The organism is Mesobacillus sp. AQ2 (assembly GCF_030122805.1).
GTDB lineage: Bacteria > Bacillota > Bacilli > Bacillales > Cytobacillaceae > Mesobacillus > Mesobacillus oceanisediminis_A.
In genome coordinates this window covers 4,778,986-4,803,959 of sequence record NZ_CP126080.1, presented here as the reverse complement: position 1 = coordinate 4,803,959, position 24,974 = coordinate 4,778,986, and the positions used below count along the sequence as shown (strand labels likewise).

Here is a 24,974-nt window from a genome sequence, read left to right as displayed (position 1 = left end):
CAATTTTCCCTCCTTTTCTCGTAAGTTTTATCTCTATGTCTGGCTGATCTTCACATTTAGCCGTTTGGCCATATGCATTAGATCTGTTCGAAAAGCATAAAACGAAAGGTTATACACGTTGTACAACCCCTGATTAATAAATATACAAAACTATTAATGTGGAAAAATATATAATAAGGAAGAAAAGAAGCTTTTCGACAATATCCACTTTCTGTGGACAAACTTTTACAACAGCCCTGAATAACCTATCCACAGTTTATCCACATTTTGTGGATAATTATATTTCTGCCATCGAATTATTAAGAGTGAAAACACAAATATAATATCAGATAATCTAGCATGGTGCAACGCTTTTTCATACATTATCCACAATACACCCTCTCTGTGGAGAATAATTGTCCACAGCCATCTGGCTTGTGTAAAAGCTGTCAAAAAGGGGTGTGGATAATAAAAATGGTGTCGATTTTTGTCCACAGGTCTTCCGAAACAGTGAAATTTAAAAAAGTAAAATATATAAAATAAGATTTTCTTTTGGGGAAAAAATATTCTTTCACTTCAAAAATTTAAGTGGAATGAAAAACAACTGTTTCAGAAACCTGATACTTTTTTTCAATCTGTAAGCCAGGTGAAAAAATCCATCGAGGATCTCAAAAGAGCTGGCGGGGAATTCAAATTATTACTATATGGTAATAAGGTTCTTTTCCGAATAGGCACTTGACAATTTATGCTGCCCCTCTTTATAATTACAAAGACTGTCTGTAACAGCTATTCCTCAGGGAGGTGTAACATATATGAAACGCACTTATCAACCAAATAAACGTAAACACAGTAAAGTTCACGGATTCCGTGCTCGCATGAGCAGTGCAAATGGCCGTAAGGTTCTTGCTCGCCGTCGTCAAAAAGGAAGAAAAGTATTATCAGCTTAGGCCACTGAAATGTCAGTGGTCTTTTTTCTCTTTGGGCAATACTATTTTGGGTTGGGCTTACTGAGAAATGGGCTTTAGGGATTTATTTTTGGACATACTTTAAGAGGCTGTGTGAATGTACCACTTCTTTTTTAAAATCCTGTTGATTGTAGTGGAAAGCGAAGCGCCTGGAACGAAAATCAACAGTCTGATTTACACAGCCTTTAAATCCTTATAGCCATTCCAGCGAAGTTTACATAACAGGATCCATAGAGAATTGAAGGTGTTATAGATGAAAAAAGATTACAGAGTGAAAAAAAATAAAGAATTCCAAGAGGCTTTTAAAAAAGGAAGATCTGTCGCTAACCGGCAATTTGTCGTCTATATTTTGAAAAAACCGGAGCAGGAGAATTTCCGCATCGGACTATCAGTCAGCAAAAAAATCGGCAATGCCGTCATGCGAAATCAGATAAAACGTTATATCCGGCAATCTTTCCATGAATTGCAGGACCGGGTTCACAACGGCAACGATTATATCATTATTGCCCGGAAGCCGACTGCCGAAATGGACATGCATGAGGTTAAGAAAAGCCTTGAGCATGTTATGAAGGTCGGAAAAGTTTTGAAGAAGCCGAAAACTGGAGATAATGATTGAGGCAAAAATATTTGCCGAATTGCATTTTTTAAAAGCGCTTCCCTATAAAAGATGTTAAAATACTTTTGATTGCATTATGCAGCCAAAGGGAAATGTACATAAAATTTGGGACAAACTTTTGAAAATAAATGAACGTATCGGGAAGTTAGGAGGAAATGAAGCTTGAAAAAAAGAATATTATTGATATTGGGCTTGGTGTTAGTGGTGTCATTGCTGACAGGCTGTACAGAGTATAACCAGCCGATCACTCCAGAGAGTAAGGGTTTCTGGAACGAATATATTGTCTATCCCTTATCCCTGTTAATCATCAAGATGGCCGAATGGCTCGGTGGAAACTTCGGACTATCGATTATTGCTGTTACTTTGCTGATCCGTTTTGCGATCCTGCCGCTTATGATCAAGCAAACGAAAAGCTCGAAAGCGATGCAGGCATTGCAGCCGGAAATGCAGAAGCTGAAGGAAAAATACAGCTCAAAGGATCAAAAGACACAGCAAAAGCTTCAGCAGGAAACGATGGCACTTTTCCAGCAGCATGGTGTCAATCCGCTTGCAGGCTGTTTCCCGCTGATTGTCCAGATGCCAATCTTGATTGGTTTCTACCACGCGATTTCAAGAACCAGGGAAATTGCCGAGCATAACTTCTTATGGTTCGATCTTGGTGCACCGGATCCGTTTTATATTCTGCCGATTGTTGCAGGTATCACTACTTTCATTCAGCAAAAAATGATGATGGCTGGCCAGGAAGGCAATCCGCAAATGGCGATGATGCTTTGGCTGATGCCAATCATGATCGTTGTATTCGCGATCAACTTCCCAGCAGCACTTTCACTGTACTGGGTAGTAGGTAACTTATTCATGATTGGTCAAACGTACTTTATTAAAGGGCCGGATCTTAAAAAAGCAAAGGCTGCCGGCAATGCGGGAGGAGCAAAAAAGTGAAACAGGTAACTGCTACAGGACAAAATGTCGACGAAGCAGTAGAATCCGCTTTAGCTCAATTAAAGACAACCAAAGACCGCACAGAAATTGATGTAATTGATGAAGGCAAAAAGGGGATTTTCGGACTTTTCGGCACACGCCCGGCTGTTGTCAAAGTGACAGTCAAAATCGATGCTGTTGAAGAAGCCGTAAATTATTTGAAATCGGTTGGCGAAAAAATGGGTGCATCCATTGACGTGGATGTGAAAAAAGAAGGAAAAACAGTCCTATTGACGATGTCAGGTGAAAAAATCGCTTTGCTGATCGGAAAAAGAGGCCAAACACTGAATTCGCTGCAATTTTTAACGCAGCTCGTGGTAAACCGATATTCTGATCAGTACGCTACTGTGGTACTTGATGCGGAGGATTACCGTCAGCGCCGGAACGATACACTCGTCCAGCTGGCTGAACGCCTGGCACAAAAAGCAGTAAGAACCGGACAAAACGTCGCGCTTGAACCGATGCCTTCGTATGAACGCAAAGTGATTCATACTGCATTGATGTCAAACAAGAAAATCAAAACTTTTTCAGACGGCACAGAGCCGCACAGGCATATTGTGATCGCACCGTCTAAATAAAGAAATGTAACCCGAACCTGGTCCAGGTTCGGGTTTTTTTGTTGTTATTTTATGAAAAAATGAACCCTGGCAGCTTAATCTGACTTGAATAATCATGTTTAGATCACGATTATGATCTGCCTAATATGTTTATTGGCGAAAATTTAATTATATTGGCGATTATGAGCTGTTTTCTGGCGAAAATCAGTTTTTATTGGCGACTTGGAAATTTGCCGCGGTTTTTACCAGTTTTTCGAATGGCAGAAAATCCTTATGAATTTCCCCGTGAGTTTTTCCACAATGCAAAATTTCCTCGCCTGGTTTTATTGTTATTCACATGTGGATAAGTTAAAATTAAAAGAGTTTATTTTATTTGTTGTGGATAATTTGGCGATAGAGAAAATTCCTTTCTTTTTTTCGCTAAACTGATGTGTTATTCTAGTAATTTGTAGAAAACAAACTTCAATCTTTTTATATATATTATTTTTTTAAAAAAAGTGGGGTGAAGCATGTGGAATTTGATACGATTGCGGCGATCTCTACGCCGATGGGTGAAGGTGCGATCGCGATTGTCCGTTTGAGCGGGGATCAGGCATTCGAAATAGCAGACCGATTGTTCAGAGGTGTTGGAAGCAAGAGGCTTAGCGAGGCGGCTACGCATACGATTCATTATGGCCATCTGATTGAACCGAAAACTGGACAAGTTGCTGAAGAAGTAATGGTCTCCGTCATGAGGGGGCCGAAAACGTTCACTAAAGAAGATGTAGTCGAAATCAACTGCCATGGGGGTCTTGTTTCTGTAAACCGTGTGCTCCAGCTTGTCCTGAATCAGGGTGCGAGACTGGCGGAGCCAGGAGAATTTACAAAACGGGCTTTTTTAAATGGACGGATCGATCTTTCCCAGGCAGAGGCAGTCATCGACTTGATCAGGGCGAAAACGGATCGGGCGATGAATATGGCACTTGGCCAGATGGAGGGGCGCCTTTCAAGACTGATCCAGAAGCTGCGCCAGGAAATTCTCGAAATTCTAGCGCATGTCGAAGTGAATATCGACTATCCAGAGTATGACGATGTCGAGGAAATGACGCATCATATGCTTTTGGAAAAAGCGAACTATGTAAAAGCTGAGCTTGAAAAGCTTTTGCAAACCTCGCAGCAAGGGAAAATCCTCAGGGAAGGGCTTTCCACTGTCATTGTAGGCCGGCCTAATGTAGGTAAATCCTCTTTATTGAATAGCCTTGTTCATGAAAATAAGGCGATTGTTACAGATATTCCAGGAACGACGCGTGATGTCATCGAAGAGTATGTCAATGTTCGCGGTGTTCCATTAAGGCTTCTTGATACAGCAGGAATCCGTGAGACGGAGGATATCGTCGAACGAATTGGTGTCGAGCGGTCCCGCCAGGTTCTGAAAGAAGCGGATTTGATCTTGCTCGTTCTGAACTATTCGGATGAGCTTTCGGAAGAGGATCAGAACATCTTTAAAGCTGTCGAAGGCATGGATGTCATTGTCATCGTCAACAAAACCGATCTCCCGCAGAAAATCAATATGGTTGAAGTGAGGGAGCTTGCGAAGCCATATTCGCTTGTTACGACCTCGCTGCTGGAAGATCAGGGTGTGGACCAGCTTGAAGAAGCGATTTCAACTTTGTTCTTTTCAGGTGCGATTGAGTCAGGGGATTTGACTTATGTATCCAACAGCCGCCATATCGCATTGCTCAACCAGGCTGCTCATTCGATTGAAGAAGCGATCAGCGGCGTGGAAATGGGAACGCCAATCGATATCGTCCAGATTGACTTGACCCGTGCATGGGAGCTTCTTGGCGAAATCATTGGTGAAAGTGTTCATGAAAGCTTGATTGACCAGTTATTTTCCCAGTTCTGTCTAGGAAAGTAATTTTAAAAAACAAATAAATAAATAAATAAATTATTTCACGAAAATTTTCTATATAGTACGTTACTGGAAAACAGTAAAATTTTTCATAGAACAATATGACTATGGATTTTTACAGTGGCTAGCTTATAAGCAGCATAAAAGGAGGCAGCAGGATGGGTTATGAAGCCGGGAATTTTGATGTGGTTGTAGTGGGTGCCGGTCATGCGGGTGTTGAGGCAGCTCTTGCGCCGGCGCGGATGGGTGCAAAAACAGCGATGATTACCATCAATCTAGATATGATTGCGTTCATGCCGTGCAATCCGTCAATCGGCGGACCTGCAAAGGGAATTGTTGTGCGCGAAATTGACGCTCTTGGCGGCGAAATGGGACGCAATATTGATAAAACCTACATCCAGATGAGGATGCTTAATACCGGCAAGGGACCTGCAGTACGTGCATTGCGGGCCCAGGCCGATAAATTTGATTATCAGAATGAAATGAAGAAGACGCTTGAAAATCAGAAAAACCTCACATTGATACAGGGCATGGTGGAGCGCCTGATTGTCGAAGATGGTGAATGTAAAGGGGTCATTACTCAGACTGGAGCCATTTACCGTGCGAAAACAGTCGTCATCACGACGGGGACGTATATGCGCGGGGAAATCATCCTTGGTGAGTTGAAGTATTCAAGCGGCCCGAATAACCAGCAACCGTCGATCAAGCTTTCGGAGCATCTTGAAGAGCTTGGCTTTGACCTTGTCCGTTTCAAGACAGGCACGCCGCCGCGGGTTCACAGCGACACGATTGATTATTCTAAAACAGAAATACAGCCTGGTGATGATGTACACCGTGCTTTTTCCTATGAAACGACGAAATACATTACTGATCAGCTTCCTTGCTGGCTGACATATACGAATGAGCATACACATCAGCTGATTGATGACAATTTACACCGCTCACCGATGTATTCCGGAATGATCAAGGGGACTGGGCCGCGCTATTGCCCATCCATCGAGGATAAGGTCGTCCGCTTCAATGACAAGCCGCGCCACCAGATTTTCCTTGAGCCAGAAGGAAGGAACACTCAGGAAGTGTATGTGCAGGGACTATCAACCAGCTTGCCAGAAGAGGTCCAGCACAAAATCCTACAGACAATCCCTGGTCTTGAGAAAGTCCAGATGATGCGTGCCGGCTATGCAATTGAGTATGATGCGGTTGTACCGACGCAGCTATGGCCGACATTGGAAACTAAATTGATCAAAAATCTTTATACTGCTGGCCAAATCAATGGTACTTCAGGTTATGAAGAGGCTGCCGGACAGGGAATCATGGCCGGAATCAATGCCGGCAGAAAGGCACTGGACAAGGAAGAAGTCATCCTCAGCCGTGCCGATGCCTATATTGGCGTATTGATTGATGATCTCGTGACAAAAGGAACGAATGAACCGTACCGTCTGCTGACATCGAGAGCGGAGTACCGCCTGCTTCTGCGGCACGACAATGCCGATCTTCGCTTAACCGAAAAGGGTTACGAAATTGGTCTGATCACAGAAGAACGATACCAGAAGTTCCTGGCGAAAAAAGAGGCAATCGATGCGGAGAAGAAACGACTTCAGTCCATCATCATCAAACCTTCAGCTGAGGTCCAGGAATTAATCCGTTCGCTGGGCGGCAGTGAGTTGAAAGATGGAATCCGTGCTTCAGACCTCCTGAAGCGTCCGGAAGTTTCATATGAGCATATCAAGCAGCTCGTTCCTGCCGATGGAGAGCTCGATTTCGACACAGAAGAACAAACAGAAATTCAAATTAAATATGAGGGATATATCGAAAAATCACTTCAGCAGGTTGAGAGGCTGAAGAAGATGGAAGATAAGAAAATCCCGGAAAATATCGACTATGATGCGATTTCAGGACTGGCGACAGAAGCGCGACAAAAACTGAAAGAGGTCCAGCCATTGACTTTGGCACAGGCATCGAGAATCTCAGGTGTAAACCCTGCGGATATTTCCATCCTGCTCGTGTATCTCGAACAGGGACGCATTGCACGGATCAAGTAGTAACCATCAGAAAGGGTTGGCTTATGAATACAAATCAATTTAAATCGTTGCTCGCTGAAAAGGGGATTGAGCTTTCCCAGAGGCAAATGGAGCAATATGAAACATATTACCAAATGCTCGTCGAGTGGAATGAAAAAATGAATTTAACTGCGATTACGGAAAAGCCGGATGTGTACTTGAAGCATTTTTATGATTCCGTTTCAGCCGCTTTCTATTTTGATTTCAATAAGCCGCTCGATTTGTGCGATGTTGGAGCCGGTGCCGGCTTCCCGAGCATTCCGATAAAAATTGCTTTTCCAGAAATCAGGGTCACGATCGTCGATTCCCTGAATAAGCGGATCACGTTTCTTGAACAGCTTTCCAAGGAACTGGGTCTCGAGGGAACAACCTTCATCCATGACCGCGCAGAAACTTTCGGGCAAAACCCGGCATATCGTGAAAAATATGAAGTGGTGATGGCGAGGGCCGTCGCAAGAATGTCCGTACTGAGTGAACTTTGCCTTCCTCTTGCGAAAGTAGGCGGAACCTTTATCGCCATGAAGGGCAATCAGGCTGGGGAAGAACTCCAGGCCGGGGAAAAAGCGATCTCCGTTCTTGGAGGAAAACTTGAATCTTCGCATTCTTTCACTTTGCCAGTAGAAAAAAGTGAACGCAATATTTTAATCATAAACAAACAAAAGCCAACACCTAAGAAGTACCCGAGAAAACCAGGGACTCCGAATAAAACGCCAATAGAATAACGATGCTGCTCCTGATCGCGCACCCCTGACGCCCGTCAGGAGTGCAGAGTTTATCGAAATACAGATATCAAACGTGCTGGCTTGCGCTTTTTGTCTAATCCAGCTTCTGCGCATAGCCAGTTTACAGCCTTGATTATACTTCTTTGAGCAGCTCGGGTCATTTTGGGAGGACTTTTCGAAGAAGAGGCTGCTCCCACGGCTGCCGCCGCGTCGCAAGGCTTGCAAGGCAGTTTATTCAGCGCAGTCGCCTGGCTGGGAAACTGCCTCCTCGCAGGGCGTCTTATGCCTGTCGGGGCTGATCAATGCGCATACGCTTTTTGGTCTATTTTGAAAAATGATTTTAGTTTATAATAGAGTCTATAAGCAGGAACTTGTCATTTTTATAGAGAATATGTAATAGGGAGTTCATAAAGGTGGTGTAGGGTGATGAAGCCTTCTTTTTCGCGCTTTTTTGGCCTTGGAGAAAAGGAAAAAGAACGGAACCAAGTGGAAGAACCGAACCAAATGGAAGAACAAACGGTTGAGGATTTTGACAACATAGAAAACGAAGAAATCAAAAAAATTCCGATTGACCATATTATTCCAAACAGATACCAGCCAAGAACTGTTTTTGATGATGAAAAGATTGAAGAATTGGCCCGTACCATTCACATACATGGAGTAATCCAGCCAATCGTCGTACGGGAATACGACCAAGATCGATTTGAAATCATTGCCGGGGAACGCCGCTGGCGGGCAATGAAAAAGCTTGAGTGGGAAGAAGTTCCGGCAATCGTTAATAACCTGTCTGATTCCGAAACGGCATCTGTGGCTTTGATAGAGAATCTTCAGCGGGAGGAACTGTCACCGATTGAAGAGGCGATGGCCTATGGGAAATTGCTGGAAATCCATAATCTCACACAGGAAGCATTGGCCCAAAGGCTTGGGAAAGGACAATCGACAGTTGCAAATAAGCTGCGGTTGCTGAAGCTTCCCCAGGAAGTCCAGGATGCACTTTTAAATAAATTGATCACAGAGCGGCATGCACGTTCACTCATTCCATTGAAAAACCCTGAATTGCAGGTACAGGTGCTGGCTGAGGTCATCGAAAAATCCCTCAATGTCAAGCAAACGGAAGAACGTGTCGTCAAGCTCCTTAGTCAAGGGGAAGAAAAACCAAAACCAAAGCGGAAAGCATTCAGCAAGGACATGAGGATTGCCGTCAATACAATCCGCCAATCGCTGAGCATGGTTTCTGACAGCGGCATCAATCTCGACTCGGAAGAAGAAGAGTTTGAAGAGTTTTACCAATTCACAATCCGTATTCCAAAGAAGAAATAACTATTGAAAGTGGGGGACAAGCTGTCTCCTGCTTTTTTGTTTTTTAGCAGAAAGCCCTTATCCCGTTCACATAACGATAACACTCTGGAAACCAATACTAGTTTACTATTTTCACAGTGGTATTACTTTTTCATAAAAATTCTATCAACTGTCAGAATTCATGATAAAATAGAATACATGATTGCTTTTTTCGGCGTGGTGCTGGAAAAAGCCTTATTTTACGTATGTGCTTGGAAAAGCTGAATAGGATTTTTATGGGTTTGAAAGAAGGTGACAATGTGGGAAAAATCATCGCGATTGCGAATCAAAAGGGTGGAGTCGGCAAGACGACGACATCGGTGAATCTCGGTGCATGCCTGGCATACATAGGGAAAAAAGTGCTGCTTGTCGATACAGATCCTCAGGGAAATGCGACGAGCGGTGTAGGCATAGAAAAAGCGGATGTTGAACAATGCATTTATGATGTGCTCGTAGATGATGTGGAAGCGGGCAAGGTAATCCATCCTACCGCGGTTGAGAATCTATATACGATTCCCGCAACTATCCAGCTGGCTGGGGCGGAAATTGAGCTTGTACCTACCATTTCGAGGGAAGTTCGCCTGAAGCGGGCTCTTGAGGAAGTAAAAGACCGATTTGATTATATTATCATAGACTGTCCGCCATCACTTGGACTATTGACCCTGAATGCTTTGACAGCTTCTGATGCGGTCATCATTCCTGTACAATGCGAGTATTATGCGCTTGAAGGACTGAGCCAGCTACTGAATACGGTTCGTCTGGTGCAGAAGCATTTGAACCAGGATTTGAAGATTGAAGGTGTCTTGCTGACGATGCTGGATGCACGTACGAATCTTGGTCTGCAAGTGATTGAGGAAGTGAAGAAGTACTTCCAGGACAAGGTTTACCAGACGATCATTCCCAGGAACGTCCGTCTGAGTGAAGCTCCCAGCCATGGAGAGCCCATTATCATTTATGATCCAAAATCCCGCGGAGCAGAGGTTTATTTAGATCTTGCAAAGGAAGTGGTTGCAAATGGCTAAAGGCTTAGGTAAGGGATTGAATGCTTTCTTCAATATGGAAGCGGAAAAGGAAGAAAAGGTCCAGGAAATAAGCATTAAGGAAATCAGACCAAATCCATATCAACCACGAAAAGTTTTTGAACCAGAAGCGATCGAGGAATTGAAGCTTTCCATTCAGGAGCATGGAATCCTCCAGCCAATCATTCTCAGGAAAACGATTAAAGGCTATGAAATCGTAGTAGGGGAAAGGCGTTACCGTGCCGCAAAAGAAGCCAAGCTGGAAACCGTACCGGCAGTCGTCCGTGAGCTGAATGAACAGCAAATGATGGAGCTTGCGGTGCTGGAAAACCTTCAACGCGAAGATTTGAATCCGATTGAAGAGGGAATTGCCTACCAAACTTTGATTGAGAAGCTGAAGCTCACACAGGAAGAGCTGGCGAAAAGACTGGGCAAAAGCCGGCCGCACCTGGCAAACCATATCCGGTTGCTGTCGCTGCCGCCGAAAATCCAGCAGCTTATTTCAGAAGGAAAAATCTCAATGGGGCACGGCCGTGCGCTTCTTGGTTTAAGAAAGAAAGACAAGCTTTCTGTCCTTGTCGATAAAATCCTTAAAGAAGGCATGAATGTACGCCAGCTTGAACAGCTTATCCAGGAAATGAACGAGGTCGTTCCACGTGAAACAAAAACCGAAAAAGTGACCAAGGACGTATTCATCCGCGAGCGGGAAACCTCGCTTCGTGAACGCTTTGGCACCACGGTTAACATCAAGCAATCAAAAAACAAGGGGAAAATTGAAATTGAGTTTTTCTCTAAAGATGATCTGGAGCGAATCCTTGAATTATTAGACAAGCAAAATTCCTAAGCTATCATTTTGATGGCTTCTTTTTTTACATAGGCTTTTCGTGCGTTTTGTTGCTTTCACCCACCCTTATTGCTTTCAACTATTCATCACGGAGTTGCATAGCAACACTTAATGCGAAAAAAGCCTTACATAACTAAAACTGAAAATAGGTGAACAATATGTTTTTACTTGGCACCATGGTGAATGGTTTATTGATCATCATCGGAACCTTATTGGGCAGGCTGCTGACGAAAATACCTGAAAATATGAAAGCCACCGTCATGCATGCCATCGGGCTTGCCGTTATGGTGCTGGGCCTGCAGATGGGCTTTAAGAGCGCCAATTTCCTGATCGTCATCTTAAGTCTGGTAATCGGTGCAGTGCTTGGGGAGGCATGGAAGCTTGAGGATAAGCTGAATGCAGTCGGGGACTGGCTTGAAAGTAAGATAGGCTCAAAAGGAGAGGGCAGCATTTCCCAGGGGTTTGTCACCGCGACGTTGATTTTTGTCATTGGGGCAATGGCGATTATCGGGGCACTTGACAGCGGGATCCGAGGCGACCATGACGTCTTATATACCAAAGCGATCATTGACGGCTTCACGGCACTAATCCTCACTACCACACTTGGTATTGGGGTGCTTTTTTCAGCGATACCAGTCGTGATCTATCAGGGAAGTATCGCATTATTTGCAACGCAAATCGATAAGCTGATTCCGCAGGCATTGATGGACAGCTTCATCCTTGAGCTGACCGCAACAGGAGGGGTGATGATTTTTGCCATCGGTTTGAACATGATTGGCCTGACTAAAATCAGGGTAGCGAACCTCCTGCCCGGCATACTGGTTACAGCTGTACTTGTCATGATTTCGCATTATATGATCGGAGTTTGAAGCGCGAGATCCTAGTTTGCTCTCGCCGCTAAACTCTGGATGCTCTATTGAATGTCACGCTCTTAAAGGTTGTGGATTGCCATTTTGGCATAAAATTACGCCGGGAGATCATCTCCCGGCGTTTTACACTATCGTCATTCCACAACCGTAGGCTGTTCAGCTTCAAGGTCCCAATTCAGCTTTGGCCAATCCTGTTTCCTGGATCGTTGCTGGCTGCTTTCGAAAATGCCGTTCGCAATCGTTTTGGCCATTTTTAGCACGAGATTCAATCTTGTGTTCTGTAAAACGAAGAACTCCATAAAACCGCTGACATTAACAATTCCTGTAATATGCATATCCCCGACTTCCGGCAGTTCCTTGTTCACACCGGCACCTGGCTTGACAGGCCCATTGGCAACCTGGATCGAGCCGACGCTTTTCAAACGTCCAAGACATGCGTCTATGCCGATTATGAATGGATTAAAGTGCTTTTGCTTGATTTCCGTCAGCTTGGCATCCATATTGACAGCATGTATCGGATCATCGAGCGTCCCATACACATGATATGGAGCGATATCCTTTTCTTCCAGCAGTGTTCCGATCAGCGGACCCAATGAATCACCGGTGGAGCGGTCAGTTCCAATGCAGACAAAAACAATGGGCCTGGCACTGAAGTTAGGAAGAAGGTCCAGGATTTCAGAAGCCAGCTTTTCGGCCGCCAGCTCATCCTCATGATTGATTTTCGCCACACTGTTTTTCCGCTCGAAAAAATGGTTTTTGAGATTCATTGGATCAACTCCTTAAAATTCGTACTATCAGTATACGGACTTTTTTTGTAATCTATACATACCTGTAAACAGAAAGATTTAAACAGGGTCTTTTGGAGCAGTGAATCTTTTATAGAGGTATAAGGTCTTATTTTTACCAACGAAGGTTTTTGATGTTATGGGCCCTTTTAAAAAGTGTTGATGTTATATTAATATAATGAAATGATTCTGTTGAACAAGGCTGTTGATTTTCGTTCCAGGAGCTTCGCTTTCCGCTGGAAGAATATGAAAAAGACCAACTGCCGTCTTTTTCATAAGCAATTCTTCCTTGGGGCTGGCGCTGAGCCTCATCGTCGCTATGCTCCTGCGGGGTGCAAATGATTCCTCACGTGAATCATTTCACCTAGGTCTCACCTGACCAGCTAAGCAAGCCCGCAGGACACTGAATAGCTTCCTCGAATTAGCCCACGCACGATGGAAATGCGTTAGCATTTTTGGAGGAGTCTACGCACCTTCCACTACAATCAACAGGAGTAAAAACAATATTTTGCGTCATCAACTCCAATAAAAGGAGAGGAATCAACCTTTTTAAATGTTGTTATGCCATCAGGCAAACACTCTTCTTTAACTACATTATAAAACTTGTTAAAATGGATGTGTTTGTATGAAATCTTCTACTTTGTTACATAACGTTTGATAGATGGATGAATTTTACGGGCAGGTGAAAAAAATGACGAAAGCAGAAGAGAGTCTGACAAGGACGCAGAAAGTTTTAAATAATATAAGCAATCAACTCACGGACGATAAGCTTTGGTTTGCAATTGGGGAAGGTGTTTTGAAAATCATTGCAATCCTGATCATAACTGGCTTGTTTATCCGAGTCGGAAAGATTGCAATCCGCAACTTCTTTAAGGTCAGGACGAGAGGACCTCTCCGGATTACGGAACGGCGTGAAGCTACCTTAATGAAATTGCTGGAAAATGTGCTATCATATGTTGTCTATTTTATTGCGATTATGTCCATTCTTGCAGCGCTGACAATTGATGTAAAGGCGATGCTTGCCGGTGCCGGGATTGTCGGTTTGGCAGTCGGCTTCGGTGCACAAAGTCTCGTGAAAGACATCATCACCGGCTTCTTCATTATTTTCGAAGACCAATTCTCGGTAGGAGATTATGTAAGAATTGGCCAATTTGAAGGAACTGTGGAGGAAATCGGGCTGCGGACGACGAAGATTAAAAACTTTACAGGGGAAATGAATATTTTGCCCAACGGAAGTATCGTGGAAGTCACCAATTTTTCGCTTTATAACAGTGTCGCTGTCCTGGATATCGGCATTGCTTATGAAGGGGATATAGATCACGCAGAAAAAGTCATCCAGGAGTACCTCGAGACAACGACTGAGAAATATCCTGAACTCGTCAAGACGCCAGAGCTTTTAGGGGTTCAGCAATTCGCAGCGTCTGAAGTCATCCTGCGGATTGTTGCGGAAACTCTTCCGATGAAGCATTGGTATATTGGAAGAAAGATGCGCAAGGACATCAAACTAGTTCTTGATGAAAATGGAATTGAAATTCCATTTCCTCGTATGGTCATGTACTCACGCCAGGAAGGCGGAGAGCAGAAAGAATTCGGTAAATAAACAAGGAGGTTTTGAAATTGGAGCACGAGTTTCAACTGAATGATGTTGTTGAAATGAAAAAACCACATCCTTGCGGCACCAACAAGTGGAAAATCATCCGTCTTGGCATGGATATCCGAATCAAATGTGAAGGCTGCGAGCACAGTGTCTTAATTCCAAGAAAAGAGTTCACACGAAAAGTGAAGAAGGTTTTATCGAAGCAGGGAGAATAATCCTGCTTCTTTTTTTATCAATATTGTATTATCCTTAGTATTAAAATTAATGAACGATATAGAGAAGAAGTGGGGAGATGAGGAAATGGCAACAGTACATCATTCAGCCTGTCCGTTGAATTGCTGGGACAGCTGCGGGTTCCTTGTTACCGTGGAGGACGGAAAAGTAACAAAGGTAGAAGGCAACCCCGAGCACCCTATTACCCAGGGCAAAATTTGCGGCCGCGGCAGGATGCTTGAGAACAGGGCGAACTCAGAAGATCGCTTGCTCTATCCACTGAAAAAAATCGAGGGCAGATTCCAGCAGATTTCCTGGGAGCAGGCGTTAGGTGAAATTGCTGAAAAACTGGCCTATTATAAAGATAATTTTGGTACCATTTCCGTTTTACACAGCCATGATTACTCCAACAGTGGTTTGCTTTCCAATTTAGACAGCCGCTTTTTCAATCTTTATGGCGGAGTGACTGAATTGACAGGTTCAATCTGCTGGGGCTCTGGTATTGAGGCACAGAACTGGGATTTCGGTGACGCGTACAGCCATGCACCTGAGGATTTGGAAAATAGCAAACATGTCGTCATCTGGGGCAGGAATGTCGCCCGGACGAATATGCACCTTTTTCAGAACCTCCAGGCTGTGAAAAAAAATGGCACGAAGATATATGTAATTGACCCTATTTATAATGCAACTGCCAAGCTGGCGAATGAATATATCTCCATTAAGCCTGGCTTCGATGGGCTGTTAGCGGCGGGCATCATGAAAGAGTTGCTCCGGATGGAGCTGCAGGACGTTGAGTTTTTGGCAAATCAGACGGTAGGGTTCGAGGACTTGAAGACTCTGCTGGATAGCGTGACGTTAGAATATATCAGTCAAGTGACAGAGGTTCCGGCCGAAATCATTACCCTTCTTGCAGGGGTTTATGCTGACCGCCCGGTTTCCACGATCATGGGCCTTGGAATGCAGCGCTATGAAAATGGAGGCAACACGATTAGACTTCTTGACGCACTGGTCGCTGTCAGCGGCAATATTGGAATTGCGGGCGGCGGAGCCAATTATGCCAACAAACAGGTAGGGCAGAGCTTTGATTATCAGAACATGGCGATGCCTGAACAAAAGAAGGCTTCACGCACGTTCACGATGATGAGGCAGGCCGAGGGGATTCTTAGCGCTGTGGATCCAGAAATCAAAATGGGGATCGTCACCTGCGGCAACCCGCTGACGCAGGTTCCTGACACAAATCGGGTTCGGAAGGCATTTGAATCGCTCGAAACTCTCGTCGTGATTGACCAGTTCATGACAGATACAGCCGAACTTGCTGATTATGTTCTACCAGCCGCGACCGCTTTTGAAGTGGAGGATGTATATTATTCGTCGATGTACCATCATTATGTGAACCATGGCCCAAAACTTGTAGAACCGCCGGGTGAGGCCAAGCCAGACGCATGGATCTGGGAAGAACTAGCAACAAGATTAGGGTTTGGGGACGAATTTAATTTTACCAGAGAAGAATTCATCGGCATGGGGCTTGCAGCTTTGACTGAAAAGGGCATCAGTCTTGATAAAATCCGTGTGGAAAAGTTCGCTGAGCTTCCCGTTGATAAAATTCCCTGGGCAGACAGGAGTTTCAAAACGCCAAGCGGCAAGTATGAATTCACTTCATCCGCCGTTGCGGACGGAAAAATCAAGCTGTCGCTGCCAACCGAAACAAAATGGACCAATTCCGAGCTAGCTGAAAAATACCCTTATACATTGCTGACGATTCATCCGCTGCGTTCAAACCATTCGCAACATTTCCACCTGTTCCAGCCAGAACCATATTTGAAAGTGGAAATCGCCGAAAGCGTCGCTGCCGAAAAAGGCTTGAAAGATCAGGATTATGTGCGGGTATGGAACGACAGAGGAGAAGTGAAAGGGACGGTTTCCATTTTTAAAATGGCCCATCCGGGAACGGTTAATATCGATGAAGGCTTGAGCGCCCGTTTCGGCGGCTCAGTCAACCAGCTGACATCCAGCCGAGAATCAGACAACGGCCTCGGCAGCACCCTTTATGATTGCCTGGTCAATATTGAAAAAGTGGAAAAAGGATGATGGATTGGTTGCCGCACTTTAATAGAGAGTGCGGTTTTTTTAATTTGGGTGGAGAGGATAGCAATCCCAATTTCATGAGGACACCATTCGAGTGGAAAGATACCCTTATGTGGGCAAATCTATCTCTATAAGTGTACCATTCAGGCAAGAAGATACCCTTATGCAGTCAATTTCAGCTCTAAAAGGTCACCATTCAAGCGAAAAGATACCCTTATGCAGTCAATTCCACCTCCATAAGGTCACCATTCAAGCGAAAAGATACCCTTATGCAGTCAATTCCACCTCCATAAGGTCACCATTCAATCAGAAAGATACCCTTATGCAGTCAATTTCATCTCTATAAGGGTACCATTCAAGCGGAAAGAAACCCTTATGTGGGCAAATCCATCTCTATAAGGGTACCATTCAAGCGGAAAGATACCCTTATGTGGGCGAATCCATCTCTATAAGGGTACCATTCAAGCGGAAAGATACCCTTATGTGGGCGAATCCATCTCTATAAGGGTATCATTCAAGCGAAAAGATACCCTTATGCAGACGAATTCAGCACTATAAGGTCACCATTCAGGCGGAAAGGACATACATTTCCCCTTCAATAGGGCACCAAGAGGCTTGCTCTTTTTTACAAGCTTGTCTTTTCCCCCTGTAATCTCTATAATTGTGAGAGGAAAAAATCGTTTAGGTGATTCTTGCTTGAATAGATACATTTTTAAATAGAGGAGTGACATGGATGGCTTTAACAGCAGGTATTGTTGGGCTTCCTAACGTCGGGAAGTCAACATTGTTTAATGCGATCACACAGGCTGGTGCTGAATCAGCCAACTATCCGTTCTGTACGATTGACCCGAATGTCGGAATCGTCGAGGTTCCTGATCATCGTTTAACTAAATTGACTGAGCTGGTCCAGCCGAAAAAGACGGTGCCGACTGCTTTTGAATTCACTGACATTGCCGGCATCGTTAAAGGTGCGAGCAAGGGTGAAGGACTGGGTAACAAGTTTCTTTCACATATCCGCCAGGTAGATGCAATCTGTCAGGTTGTTCGCTGCTTTGCGGATGACAATATTACTCACGTTGCAGGTAAAGTAGACCCAATATCTGATATTGAGGTTATTAACCTGGAATTGATTCTGGCTGACATGGAATCTGTTGAAAAAAGAATCAGCCGTGTTGAGAAATTGGCTAAACAAAAAGATAAGGAAGCTTCTATTGAGTTTCCGATTCTGGCACGTTTGCGTGAAGCATTTGAAGCTGAACAGCCAGCTCGCGCAGTGGAATTCACTGAAGAAGAAATGAAAATCGTCAAGCAGCTTCACTTATTGACAATCAAGCCAATGCTTTACGTTGCCAACGTTGGCGAGGAAGATGTCGCAGACCCTAGCGACAATGAGTATGTGCAGAAAGTCCGCGAATTTGCAGAAAAGGACAATGCGGAAGTGATTGTCATCAGTGCGAAAATCGAGGAAGAGATTGCTGAGCTTGAAGGCGAAGAAAAGGAAATGTTCCTTGAAGAGCTGGGAATTGAAGAATCAGGTTTGGACCAGTTGATCCGTGCAGCATACAGCCTGCTTGGACTGGCTACCTACTTCACAGCCGGCGTCCAGGAAGTACGCGCATGGACATTCCGCCGCGGCATGAAGGCACCTCAATGTGCCGGCGTCATCCACTCTGACTTCGAGCGAGGATTCATCCGCGCAGAAACAGTTCACTACGATGACCTTCTTGCAGCGGGGTCAATGACAGCTGCCAAGGAAGCCGGAAAGGTCCGCCTTGAGGGTAAAGAGTATGAAGTGAAAGACGGAGACATCATCCACTTCCGCTTTAATGTATAATCAAAGTCAGTCCTGCCTAGATGCAGGGCTGATTTTTTAAAATTAGCTAAAATTAGCTTGGACAAAAATGCGAACATATGTTAGTATTTTCTTATAGAATTCTATGACACAGAAACAGCAAAAGCAGTTTCATTTCATATTGCGTTGCTTTTGAATAGGTTCTGTGATATAATTTCATCTTGTGAGTAATTAAACAATTACTCCTTGCCCTGTAATGGGGCCGTTTAGACCAAAAGGAGGTGACAGTGATGAGAAAGTACGAAATTATGTACATCATCCGCCCAAACATTGAAGAGGAAGCTAAAAAGGCTCTTACTGAGCGTTTCAGCACAATCCTTACAGACAACGGTGCGGAAGTTGCAGAAGCTAAGGAATGGGGCAAACGCCGCCTAGCTTATGAAATCAATGATTTCCGTGATGGCTACTACCAGCTTGTTAAGGTAAACGCTACTCCGGCAGCAGTTGAGGAATTCTCTCGTCTTGCTAAGATCAACGAAGATATCCTTCGCCACATCGTAATTAAAGAAGAAGAATAATAAATGATATAAATAGAAACTTTCAGCGGAAGGTGTTTCACATGGAACATCCATGCTGGGGGGAAGGAGTTGATTCTGATGATGAATCGTGTCGTTCTTGTCGGCCGTTTGACCAAGGATCCTGAATTACGTTTCACACCTAATGGAGTTGCAGTTGCTACTTTCACGCTTGCGGTAAATCGTTCATTTACCAACCAGCAGGGGGAAAGAGAAGCAGACTTCATTAACTGTGTGGTATGGCGCCGTCCAGCTGAAAACGTTGCTAATTTCTTGAAGAAAGGCAGCCTTGCAGGTGTAGACGGACGTGTCCAGACTCGCAGCTATGAAGGACAAGATGGTAAGCGTGTATACGTTACAGAAGTTCTTGCTGAGAGTGTTCAGTTCCTTGAGCCAAAAGGACAGTCTTCAGACAGAGGGGATAGCGGTTATTCCCGTCAAAATGATCAAGGTTCCCCGTTTGGGAATCAGAATCAACGCCAGAACCAAGGTTATACAAAAGTAGATGAAGATCCATTTGCAGGTGGCGGCCAGATCGACATTTCAGATGATGATCTTCCATTCTAATATAACTCGGACATGAAATATAATACACAAGGAGGGAAATGACCATGGCAATGGGTGGACGCAGAGGCGGACGTGCAAAACGCCGTAAAGTTTGCTACTTCACAGCAAACGGAATCACTAAAATTGATTATAAAGATGTTGATCTTCTTAAGAAATTCATCTCTGAGCGCGGTAAAATTTTACCACGCCGTGTAACTGGAACTAGCGCTAAATATCAGCGTAAATTGACAGTTGCAATCAAACGTTCTCGTCAAATGGCATTACTGCCATACGTTTCAGGCGAATAATGATCGGTTTTAAAAGGCAGCGGGGCTTCCCGCTGCCTTTTATATTACTTTTGCCTTTCTTCCAGCTATAATACCGCTTTGGTTGCTTGTCCGTAATTTACAGGATAAAATAGTTCTTATCGGTTATTTTAGATGTGGCCATGCCCGGAAGTCTTCAATCTGGAAATGATGTCGGGCATAATCAGGATGCATACGCTTTGAACGCTTGTCAGGGCTATCCAAGGCGCTTACGCTTTTAGATGAGGTGAAATATGAAAAATACATACAAGCTGACAGAGGGTGCCATCCTGTTGGCGATTTTTGCTGTTTTGTTGTTAATTACTTTGTATATTCCCGGATTGGGAATGGTCGTGAATTTCTTTCTTTCCTTGCCGTTCCTGATGTTCGGGGCTAAGCATGACTGGAAAAGCACCGCTGTCTTTACACTCGCGGCTGTTTTGCTATCGATGATTCTTGGTTCGTTCCTGGCGATGCCACTGGCTCTAGCTTTTGGAACGACAGGAGCAGTCATGGGGTATATGGTGAGGGAAGGGAAAAGCAGGTTTGCTGTTTATATCGCCGGTTCCGTCGTGTTTCTAGTGAATTTAGTGGCACAATATGCTTTGTCGATCGTTTTATTTAACATCAATTTCATTGATGAAATGGTGACGGTATTCCGTTCCTCTGTTGATCAGGCAATCAATATGCTTGAACAAATGGGCCAGACACCTGATGAGAAGCTTATCAAACAATTTGAAACAATGGTCGATATGATTGAAGTACTTGTGCCAAGCATGTTCGTGATGTCTTCCTTTTTAATTGTGTTCCTGCTTCAGCTTGCTTCATTTCCGTTCATGAAACGGTTTGGCATCAAGGTGCCTGTATGGCGTCCGTTCAGGGAATTGAATCTTCCAAAAAGCATTCTATGGTACTATCTGATCACGATGATCGTTGCATTGGTCATGCAGCCTGAACAAGGGACGTATTGGTTCTGGGTGATATCCAATCTTTCGTTCATCCTGCAAATGCTGATGGTTCTTCAAGGTATCGCGTTCGTTTTTTATTTCACGCATATAAAAGGGTACACGAAAGCTGTCCCCATTATCGTGATAGTCCTGATGTTCCTCCTGCCATTTGTTCTTTATATTGTGAGGATATTAGGTATAATTGATTTAGGATTTGATTTAAGAAAACGTCTAGGAGAGAAGAAGTAATCAGAAACTAACGCTTTAGGAGCTGAGCACATGCCTTCTTATTTAGAGAGGCGGCAAATACGTTATCCATTGTATGGATTGATGGCCGTAACACTGGTGCTAATTGGATTTCTGTCTTTCTATAACTGGATTATAGGGGCTGCAGGGTTCATTCTCACTGGCCTGTTGGTATATTTGATTTTTCAAGTGAATCATAAAATAAAGGAAGAAACGGAAGAGTATATTTCCACCCTTTCTTACCGCGTGAAAAAGGTCGGCGAAGAGGCTTTGATGGAAATGCCGATCGGGATCATGCTAATCAATGATGACTATTATATTGAGTGGACGAACCCTTTCATTGCCTCCTGTTTCAATGAAGACTCGCTTGTCGGAAAGTCACTGTATGATGTAGCCGATGCCGTCATTCCATTGATCAAGCAAGAGGTCGAAACGGAAATCATCACTCTTCACGATCGCAAATTCAGGATCATCCATAAACCTGAGGAGCGGTTGCTCTACTTTTTCGATGTGACCGAGCAGACCGAAATTGAAAAAATGTATCATGATGAACGGACAGTCATCTCGATCATTTATCTTGATAATTATGAAGAAGTGACCCAGGGGATGGATGATCAGACAAAAAGCAGTCTGAACAGTTTGGTGACCTCGATTTTGAATAAATGGGCGACCAATAATGGGGTTTTCCTAAAAAGGGTATCATCAGAGCGCTTTATCGCGGTATTCAATGAGCATATCCTCCGGCTGCTGGAAAAAGGCAAATTCACCATCCTTGATGAGGTAAGGGAGACGACATCAAAGCAAAACGTTCCTTTAACTTTAAGTATTGGGGTTGGCACTGGATATTCTTCTCTTCCTGAGCTAGGTACACAGGCACAATCCAGTTTGGACCTTGCTTTGGGGCGTGGCGGTGACCAGGTGGCAATCAAGCAGCCTAATGGAAAAGTGAAGTTTTATGGAGGCAAGACCAATCCTGTTGAAAAGCGTACAAGGGTAAGGGCACGAGTCATTTCCCACGCACTGAAGGAACTCGTCATCGAGAGTGACAAGGTCTTGATCATGGGCCATAAGAACCCGGATATGGACGCGATCGGTTCGGCAATCGGAATCCTTAAAGTTGCCCAACTGAACAAGCGTGAAGGGTTCATTATCTATAATAAAAACGAGATTGATACAGGTGTACAGCGCCTGATGGATGAGATTAAACAAAACGAAGATCTCTACTCCCGTTTCATCACACCGGAACAGGCGTATGAAATCGCCTCAGATGACACTTTGCTGGTCGTCGTCGATACGCATAAGCCGTCACTGGTGATCGATGAAAAGCTATTGAACAAGATTGAGAATGTCATCGTCATCGACCACCATCGCAGGGGCGAGGAGTTTATCAAAAATCCGCTGCTTGTCTACATGGAGCCCTATGCTTCCTCGACGGCAGAGCTCGTTACGGAATTGCTTGAATACCAGCCGAAAAATGGAAGAATCCAGATGCTTGAGGCCACTGCTTTACTGGCAGGGATTATCGTCGATACAAAAAGCTTTACTTTAAGGACTGGTGCACGGACATTCGATGCTGCTTCCTACCTCCGAAGCCATGGGGCGGATACTGTTCTGGTCCAGAAGTTCTTAAAAGAAGATATTAATACCTATATTAAAAGAGCAAGAATCATTGAAAATGTTTATTTTTACCGTGACGGCATTGTCATTGCAAAAGGATCGGATGATATTTATTGTGACCATGTCCTGATTGCACAGGCAGCAGACACCCTTTTGACGATGGATGGTGTACAGGCGTCATTTGTTATATCCCGCAGAGCCGAAGCCACGATTGGCATCAGCGCAAGATCATTAGGTGAAGTCAATGTCCAGGTCATCATGGAAAATCTCGAGGGCGGCGGGCATTTGACCAATGCAGCAACACAAATGTATGATCTTTCAACGGACGAGGCAGAAACACTTTTACAAAATGCGATAGATGATTATTTAGAAGGGGGACAAAAAGAATGAAAGTAATCTTTTTGAAGGACGTTAAAGGAAAAGGCAAAAAAGGCGAAATCAAAAATGTGGCAGACGGCTATGCTCATAACTTCCTGATCAAGCAGGGGCTTGCTGTAGAAGCCAATCAGGCCGCAATGAGTTCCCTGAGCGCACAGCAGAAGAAAGAAGAGAAAATGGCCCAGCAGGAGCTTGAGGATGCGAAGGCATTGAAGGAAAAGCTGGAAAAAGTAACAGTTGAATTATCTGCAAAGTCCGGTGAGGACGGCCGTCTTTTCGGTTCAATCACAAGCAAGCAGATTGCTGATGAACTGCAAAAAGCGCATAAAATCAAGCTTGATAAGCGCAAAATCGAAATGCAGGATGCTATCCGCACACTAGGATACACAAAAGTTCCTGTAAAGCTTCATAAAGAAGTTCAGGCAACATTGAATGTCCATGTAAAAGAAGGAAAATAATTTACAGTTCCATATAGTCTTAAACATGATAAAATAATATAGTTACAGAAATAGGTGATCGGTTCAGCTGATCACTTTTTTTCAATTACAGTAATTGTGTAAGGGGGCTGGCAGATGAGTGAATTATTCGCGGATCGACTTCCGCCGCAAAATATGGAAGCGGAACAAGCCGTACTTGGTGCAATTTTTTTAGAGCCATCAGCTTTAACTCTTGCTTCAGAAATCCTGTTACCAGATGATTTTTATCGTGTGGCACACCAGAAAATATTCAGCGTCATGCTGGATTTGAATGATAAAGGGAAAGCAATTGACCTCGTGACTGTCACGGAGAACCTGGCATCTTCCAAGCTGATTGAGGATGTTGGAGGGGTCAGCTATCTAAGTGAATTGGCTGCGTCCGTGCCGACTGCAGCAAACATAGAGTATTATGCTAGAATCGTAGAAGAAAAATCGCTGCTGAGAAGGCTGATCCGCACTGCTTCAGGCATTGCTGAAGATGGCTATATGCGTGAAGATGAAGTTGAAGCATTGCTGGCCGAGGCAGAAAAGAACATCATGGAGGTTGCCCAGCGCAAAGGCGGCGGGGCGTTCCACAATATAAAAGATGTCCTTGTCCGGACTTATGATAATATCGAGGAAATGCATAACCGTAAAGGGGATATCACCGGGCTGGAAACTGGTTTTGCTGAGCTTGACCGTATGACCGCCGGTTTCCAGCGGAATGACCTGATCATCGTGGGTGCCCGTCCTTCTGTTGGTAAAACAGCGTTCGCCCTGAACATCGCCCAGAATGTTGCGAAAAAGACAGGGGAGAATGTCGCGATTTTCAGTTTGGAGATGGGTGCGGAACAGCTTGTCATGCGTGTACTCTGTGCTGAGGGAAATATTGATGCCCAGAGACTGCGTACTGGATCCCTAAATGATGAAGACTGGGGCAAGCTGACGATGGCAATGGGCAGCCTGTCCAATGCAGGGATTTTCATTGATGATACCCCGGGTGTCAGGATTACTGATATCCGTTCCAAATGCCGCCGTCTAAAGCAGGAACAAGGTCTTGGCATGATCATGATCGACTACTTGCAGCTGATCCTTGGAAGCGGCCGTGCTGGCGAAAACCGCCAGCAGGAAGTATCGGAAATCTCACGTTCCCTCAAGCAGCTGGCACGTGAACTGCAGGTTCCAGTCATCGCCTTGTCGCAGCTGTCCCGTGGCGTGGAACAACGTCAGGACAAGCGTCCGATGATGTCCGATATCCGTGAATCCGGATCAATCGAGCAGGATGCCGATATCGTTGCGTTCCTGTATCGTGATGATTACTATGATAAGGAATCCGAAGACAAGAATATCATCGAAATCATCATTGCCAAGCAGCGTAACGGCCCGACAGGAACCGTGAAGCTAGCCTTTGTAAAAGAATACAATAAATTCGTCAACATTGAAAACCGATATGACGAATCGTACGCTCCACCCGGGGCATAATGAGAATTGACCAGTTTGGTTAATTCTCTTTTTTTTATCTTTAATCAATTATTCAAGTTAATTTTACGAACGAAAGAATTGTTATATAAATTTAATGTTCGTGTTTTATTGAC

At 44.3% G+C, this 24,974-nt stretch carries 23 protein-coding genes; 22 read left to right on the top strand and 1 reads right to left on the bottom strand.

Features of this window, described 5'->3' with window-relative positions:
* The first annotated feature begins 791 nt into the window (after positions 1-791).
* From rpmH to QNH36_RS23860, 11 genes are all read left to right on the top strand, one after another.
* Positions 792-926 (top strand): 50S ribosomal protein L34, encoded by a 135-nt coding sequence (gene rpmH / locus QNH36_RS23910; RefSeq protein ID WP_144479452.1) that lies wholly within the window; start codon positions 792-794, stop codon positions 924-926.
* A 271-nt stretch (positions 927-1,197) separates the two neighbouring features.
* Positions 1,198-1,560 carry a ribonuclease P protein component gene (rnpA, locus tag QNH36_RS23905; protein ID WP_144479450.1) on the top strand — a complete coding sequence of 121 codons (363 nt, stop codon included), beginning with the start codon at positions 1,198-1,200 and terminating at the stop codon, positions 1,558-1,560.
* A 162-nt stretch (positions 1,561-1,722) separates the two neighbouring features.
* Positions 1,723-2,499, top strand: a complete 777-nt coding sequence (spoIIIJ, locus tag QNH36_RS23900) for a YidC family membrane integrase SpoIIIJ (protein WP_144479448.1) — start codon at positions 1,723-1,725, stop codon at positions 2,497-2,499.
* Positions 2,496-3,116: an RNA-binding cell elongation regulator Jag/EloR gene (jag, locus tag QNH36_RS23895; protein ID WP_144479446.1), complete on the top strand. Its 621-nt coding sequence runs from the start codon at positions 2,496-2,498 to the stop codon at positions 3,114-3,116. The genes spoIIIJ and jag overlap by 4 nt, the downstream gene beginning before the upstream one ends.
* A 490-nt stretch (positions 3,117-3,606) precedes the next feature.
* Positions 3,607-4,992 carry a tRNA uridine-5-carboxymethylaminomethyl(34) synthesis GTPase MnmE gene (mnmE, locus tag QNH36_RS23890; RefSeq protein ID WP_283904432.1) on the top strand — a complete coding sequence of 462 codons (1,386 nt, stop codon included), beginning with the start codon at positions 3,607-3,609 and terminating at the stop codon, positions 4,990-4,992.
* 152 nt (positions 4,993-5,144) lie between these two features.
* Entirely contained in the window at positions 5,145-7,028 is a 1,884-nt protein-coding gene (gene mnmG, locus QNH36_RS23885) for a tRNA uridine-5-carboxymethylaminomethyl(34) synthesis enzyme MnmG (RefSeq protein WP_283904431.1), read from the top strand.
* A gap of 23 nt (positions 7,029-7,051) precedes the next feature.
* Positions 7,052-7,768 carry a 16S rRNA (guanine(527)-N(7))-methyltransferase RsmG gene (gene rsmG / locus QNH36_RS23880; RefSeq protein WP_283904430.1) on the top strand — a complete coding sequence of 239 codons (717 nt, stop codon included), beginning with the start codon at positions 7,052-7,054 and terminating at the stop codon, positions 7,766-7,768.
* A 426-nt stretch (positions 7,769-8,194) separates the two neighbouring features.
* Positions 8,195-9,088: a nucleoid occlusion protein gene (gene noc / locus QNH36_RS23875; protein ID WP_251542800.1), complete on the top strand. Its 894-nt coding sequence runs from the start codon at positions 8,195-8,197 to the stop codon at positions 9,086-9,088.
* A 278-nt stretch (positions 9,089-9,366) separates the two neighbouring features.
* Entirely contained in the window at positions 9,367-10,128 is a 762-nt protein-coding gene (locus QNH36_RS23870) for a ParA family protein (protein ID WP_144479437.1), read from the top strand.
* Positions 10,121-10,969 (top strand): ParB/RepB/Spo0J family partition protein, encoded by an 849-nt coding sequence (locus QNH36_RS23865; RefSeq protein WP_283904429.1) that lies wholly within the window; start codon positions 10,121-10,123, stop codon positions 10,967-10,969. The genes QNH36_RS23870 and QNH36_RS23865 overlap by 8 nt, the downstream gene beginning before the upstream one ends.
* Positions 10,970-11,127: 158 nt before the next feature.
* Complete coding sequence (locus tag QNH36_RS23860; RefSeq protein ID WP_251542422.1) at positions 11,128-11,838, top strand: DUF554 domain-containing protein; 711 nt, start codon at positions 11,128-11,130, stop codon at positions 11,836-11,838.
* A 134-nt stretch (positions 11,839-11,972) separates the two neighbouring features.
* Here QNH36_RS23860 and yyaC read toward each other — a convergent pair whose 3' ends face one another.
* The gene (gene yyaC, locus QNH36_RS23855; RefSeq protein WP_251542424.1) at positions 11,973-12,605 is read right to left on the bottom strand and encodes a spore protease YyaC; all 633 of its coding nucleotides are present in this window, start codon (positions 12,603-12,605) and stop codon (positions 11,973-11,975) included.
* Positions 12,606-13,314: 709 nt separating this feature from the next.
* On the opposite strand from yyaC, the gene QNH36_RS23850 reads away from it, so the two are divergent.
* From QNH36_RS23850 to dnaB, 11 genes are all read left to right on the top strand, one after another.
* Complete coding sequence (locus QNH36_RS23850) at positions 13,315-14,223, top strand: mechanosensitive ion channel family protein (protein ID WP_186326821.1); 909 nt, start codon at positions 13,315-13,317, stop codon at positions 14,221-14,223.
* Between the two features lie 17 nt (positions 14,224-14,240).
* Positions 14,241-14,435 carry a DUF951 domain-containing protein gene (locus QNH36_RS23845; RefSeq protein ID WP_079505969.1) on the top strand — a complete coding sequence of 65 codons (195 nt, stop codon included), beginning with the start codon at positions 14,241-14,243 and terminating at the stop codon, positions 14,433-14,435.
* Between the two features lie 85 nt (positions 14,436-14,520).
* Positions 14,521-16,521, top strand: a complete 2,001-nt coding sequence (locus QNH36_RS23840; protein WP_283904428.1) for a molybdopterin-dependent oxidoreductase — start codon at positions 14,521-14,523, stop codon at positions 16,519-16,521.
* Positions 16,522-17,251: 730 nt separating this feature from the next.
* Positions 17,252-18,352 carry a redox-regulated ATPase YchF gene (ychF, locus tag QNH36_RS23835; protein ID WP_283904427.1) on the top strand — a complete coding sequence of 367 codons (1,101 nt, stop codon included), beginning with the start codon at positions 17,252-17,254 and terminating at the stop codon, positions 18,350-18,352.
* A gap of 248 nt (positions 18,353-18,600) precedes the next feature.
* Positions 18,601-18,888 (top strand): 30S ribosomal protein S6, encoded by a 288-nt coding sequence (gene rpsF / locus QNH36_RS23830; protein WP_144479423.1) that lies wholly within the window; start codon positions 18,601-18,603, stop codon positions 18,886-18,888.
* A gap of 78 nt (positions 18,889-18,966) precedes the next feature.
* Positions 18,967-19,452, top strand: coding sequence for a single-stranded DNA-binding protein (gene ssb, locus QNH36_RS23825; protein WP_144479421.1), 486 nt, complete (start codon positions 18,967-18,969; stop codon positions 19,450-19,452).
* Between the two features lie 50 nt (positions 19,453-19,502).
* Positions 19,503-19,739, top strand: coding sequence for a 30S ribosomal protein S18 (gene rpsR / locus QNH36_RS23820; protein WP_079507585.1), 237 nt, complete (start codon positions 19,503-19,505; stop codon positions 19,737-19,739).
* A gap of 251 nt (positions 19,740-19,990) precedes the next feature.
* Positions 19,991-20,932 (top strand): YybS family protein, encoded by a 942-nt coding sequence (locus QNH36_RS23815; protein WP_144479419.1) that lies wholly within the window; start codon positions 19,991-19,993, stop codon positions 20,930-20,932.
* Positions 20,933-20,962: 30 nt separating this feature from the next.
* Positions 20,963-22,936, top strand: coding sequence for a DHH family phosphoesterase (locus tag QNH36_RS23810; RefSeq protein ID WP_144479417.1), 1,974 nt, complete (start codon positions 20,963-20,965; stop codon positions 22,934-22,936).
* Positions 22,933-23,382, top strand: coding sequence for a 50S ribosomal protein L9 (gene rplI, locus QNH36_RS23805; RefSeq protein ID WP_144479415.1), 450 nt, complete (start codon positions 22,933-22,935; stop codon positions 23,380-23,382). The genes QNH36_RS23810 and rplI overlap by 4 nt, the downstream gene beginning before the upstream one ends.
* A gap of 114 nt (positions 23,383-23,496) precedes the next feature.
* Positions 23,497-24,861, top strand: coding sequence for a replicative DNA helicase (dnaB, locus tag QNH36_RS23800; protein ID WP_144479413.1), 1,365 nt, complete (start codon positions 23,497-23,499; stop codon positions 24,859-24,861).
* Positions 24,862-24,974 lie beyond the last annotated feature (113 nt).

Bases quoted from the DNA above. Each gene is read 5' to 3' on its own strand.
- rpmH (WP_144479452.1), top strand. From the start codon at position 792: ATGAAACGCACTTATCAACCAAATAAACGTAAACACAGTAAAGTTCAC.
- rnpA (WP_144479450.1), top strand. From the start codon at position 1,198: ATGAAAAAAGATTACAGAGTGAAAAAAAATAAAGAATTCCAAGAGGCT.
- mnmG (WP_283904431.1), top strand. From the start codon at position 5,145: ATGGGTTATGAAGCCGGGAATTTTGATGTGGTTGTAGTGGGTGCCGGT.
- rsmG (WP_283904430.1), top strand. From the start codon at position 7,052: ATGAATACAAATCAATTTAAATCGTTGCTCGCTGAAAAGGGGATTGAG.
- noc (WP_251542800.1), top strand. From the start codon at position 8,195: ATGAAGCCTTCTTTTTCGCGCTTTTTTGGCCTTGGAGAAAAGGAAAAA.
- QNH36_RS23865 (WP_283904429.1), top strand. From the start codon at position 10,121: ATGGCTAAAGGCTTAGGTAAGGGATTGAATGCTTTCTTCAATATGGAA.
- QNH36_RS23860 (WP_251542422.1), top strand. From the start codon at position 11,128: ATGTTTTTACTTGGCACCATGGTGAATGGTTTATTGATCATCATCGGA.
- yyaC (WP_251542424.1), bottom strand. From the start codon at position 12,605: ATGAATCTCAAAAACCATTTTTTCGAGCGGAAAAACAGTGTGGCGAAA.
- QNH36_RS23850 (WP_186326821.1), top strand. From the start codon at position 13,315: ATGACGAAAGCAGAAGAGAGTCTGACAAGGACGCAGAAAGTTTTAAAT.
- QNH36_RS23840 (WP_283904428.1), top strand. From the start codon at position 14,521: ATGGCAACAGTACATCATTCAGCCTGTCCGTTGAATTGCTGGGACAGC.
- ychF (WP_283904427.1), top strand. From the start codon at position 17,252: ATGGCTTTAACAGCAGGTATTGTTGGGCTTCCTAACGTCGGGAAGTCA.
- rpsF (WP_144479423.1), top strand. From the start codon at position 18,601: ATGAGAAAGTACGAAATTATGTACATCATCCGCCCAAACATTGAAGAG.
- ssb (WP_144479421.1), top strand. From the start codon at position 18,967: ATGATGAATCGTGTCGTTCTTGTCGGCCGTTTGACCAAGGATCCTGAA.
- rpsR (WP_079507585.1), top strand. From the start codon at position 19,503: ATGGGTGGACGCAGAGGCGGACGTGCAAAACGCCGTAAAGTTTGCTAC.
- QNH36_RS23815 (WP_144479419.1), top strand. From the start codon at position 19,991: ATGAAAAATACATACAAGCTGACAGAGGGTGCCATCCTGTTGGCGATT.
- QNH36_RS23810 (WP_144479417.1), top strand. From the start codon at position 20,963: ATGCCTTCTTATTTAGAGAGGCGGCAAATACGTTATCCATTGTATGGA.
- rplI (WP_144479415.1), top strand. From the start codon at position 22,933: ATGAAAGTAATCTTTTTGAAGGACGTTAAAGGAAAAGGCAAAAAAGGC.
- dnaB (WP_144479413.1), top strand. From the start codon at position 23,497: ATGAGTGAATTATTCGCGGATCGACTTCCGCCGCAAAATATGGAAGCG.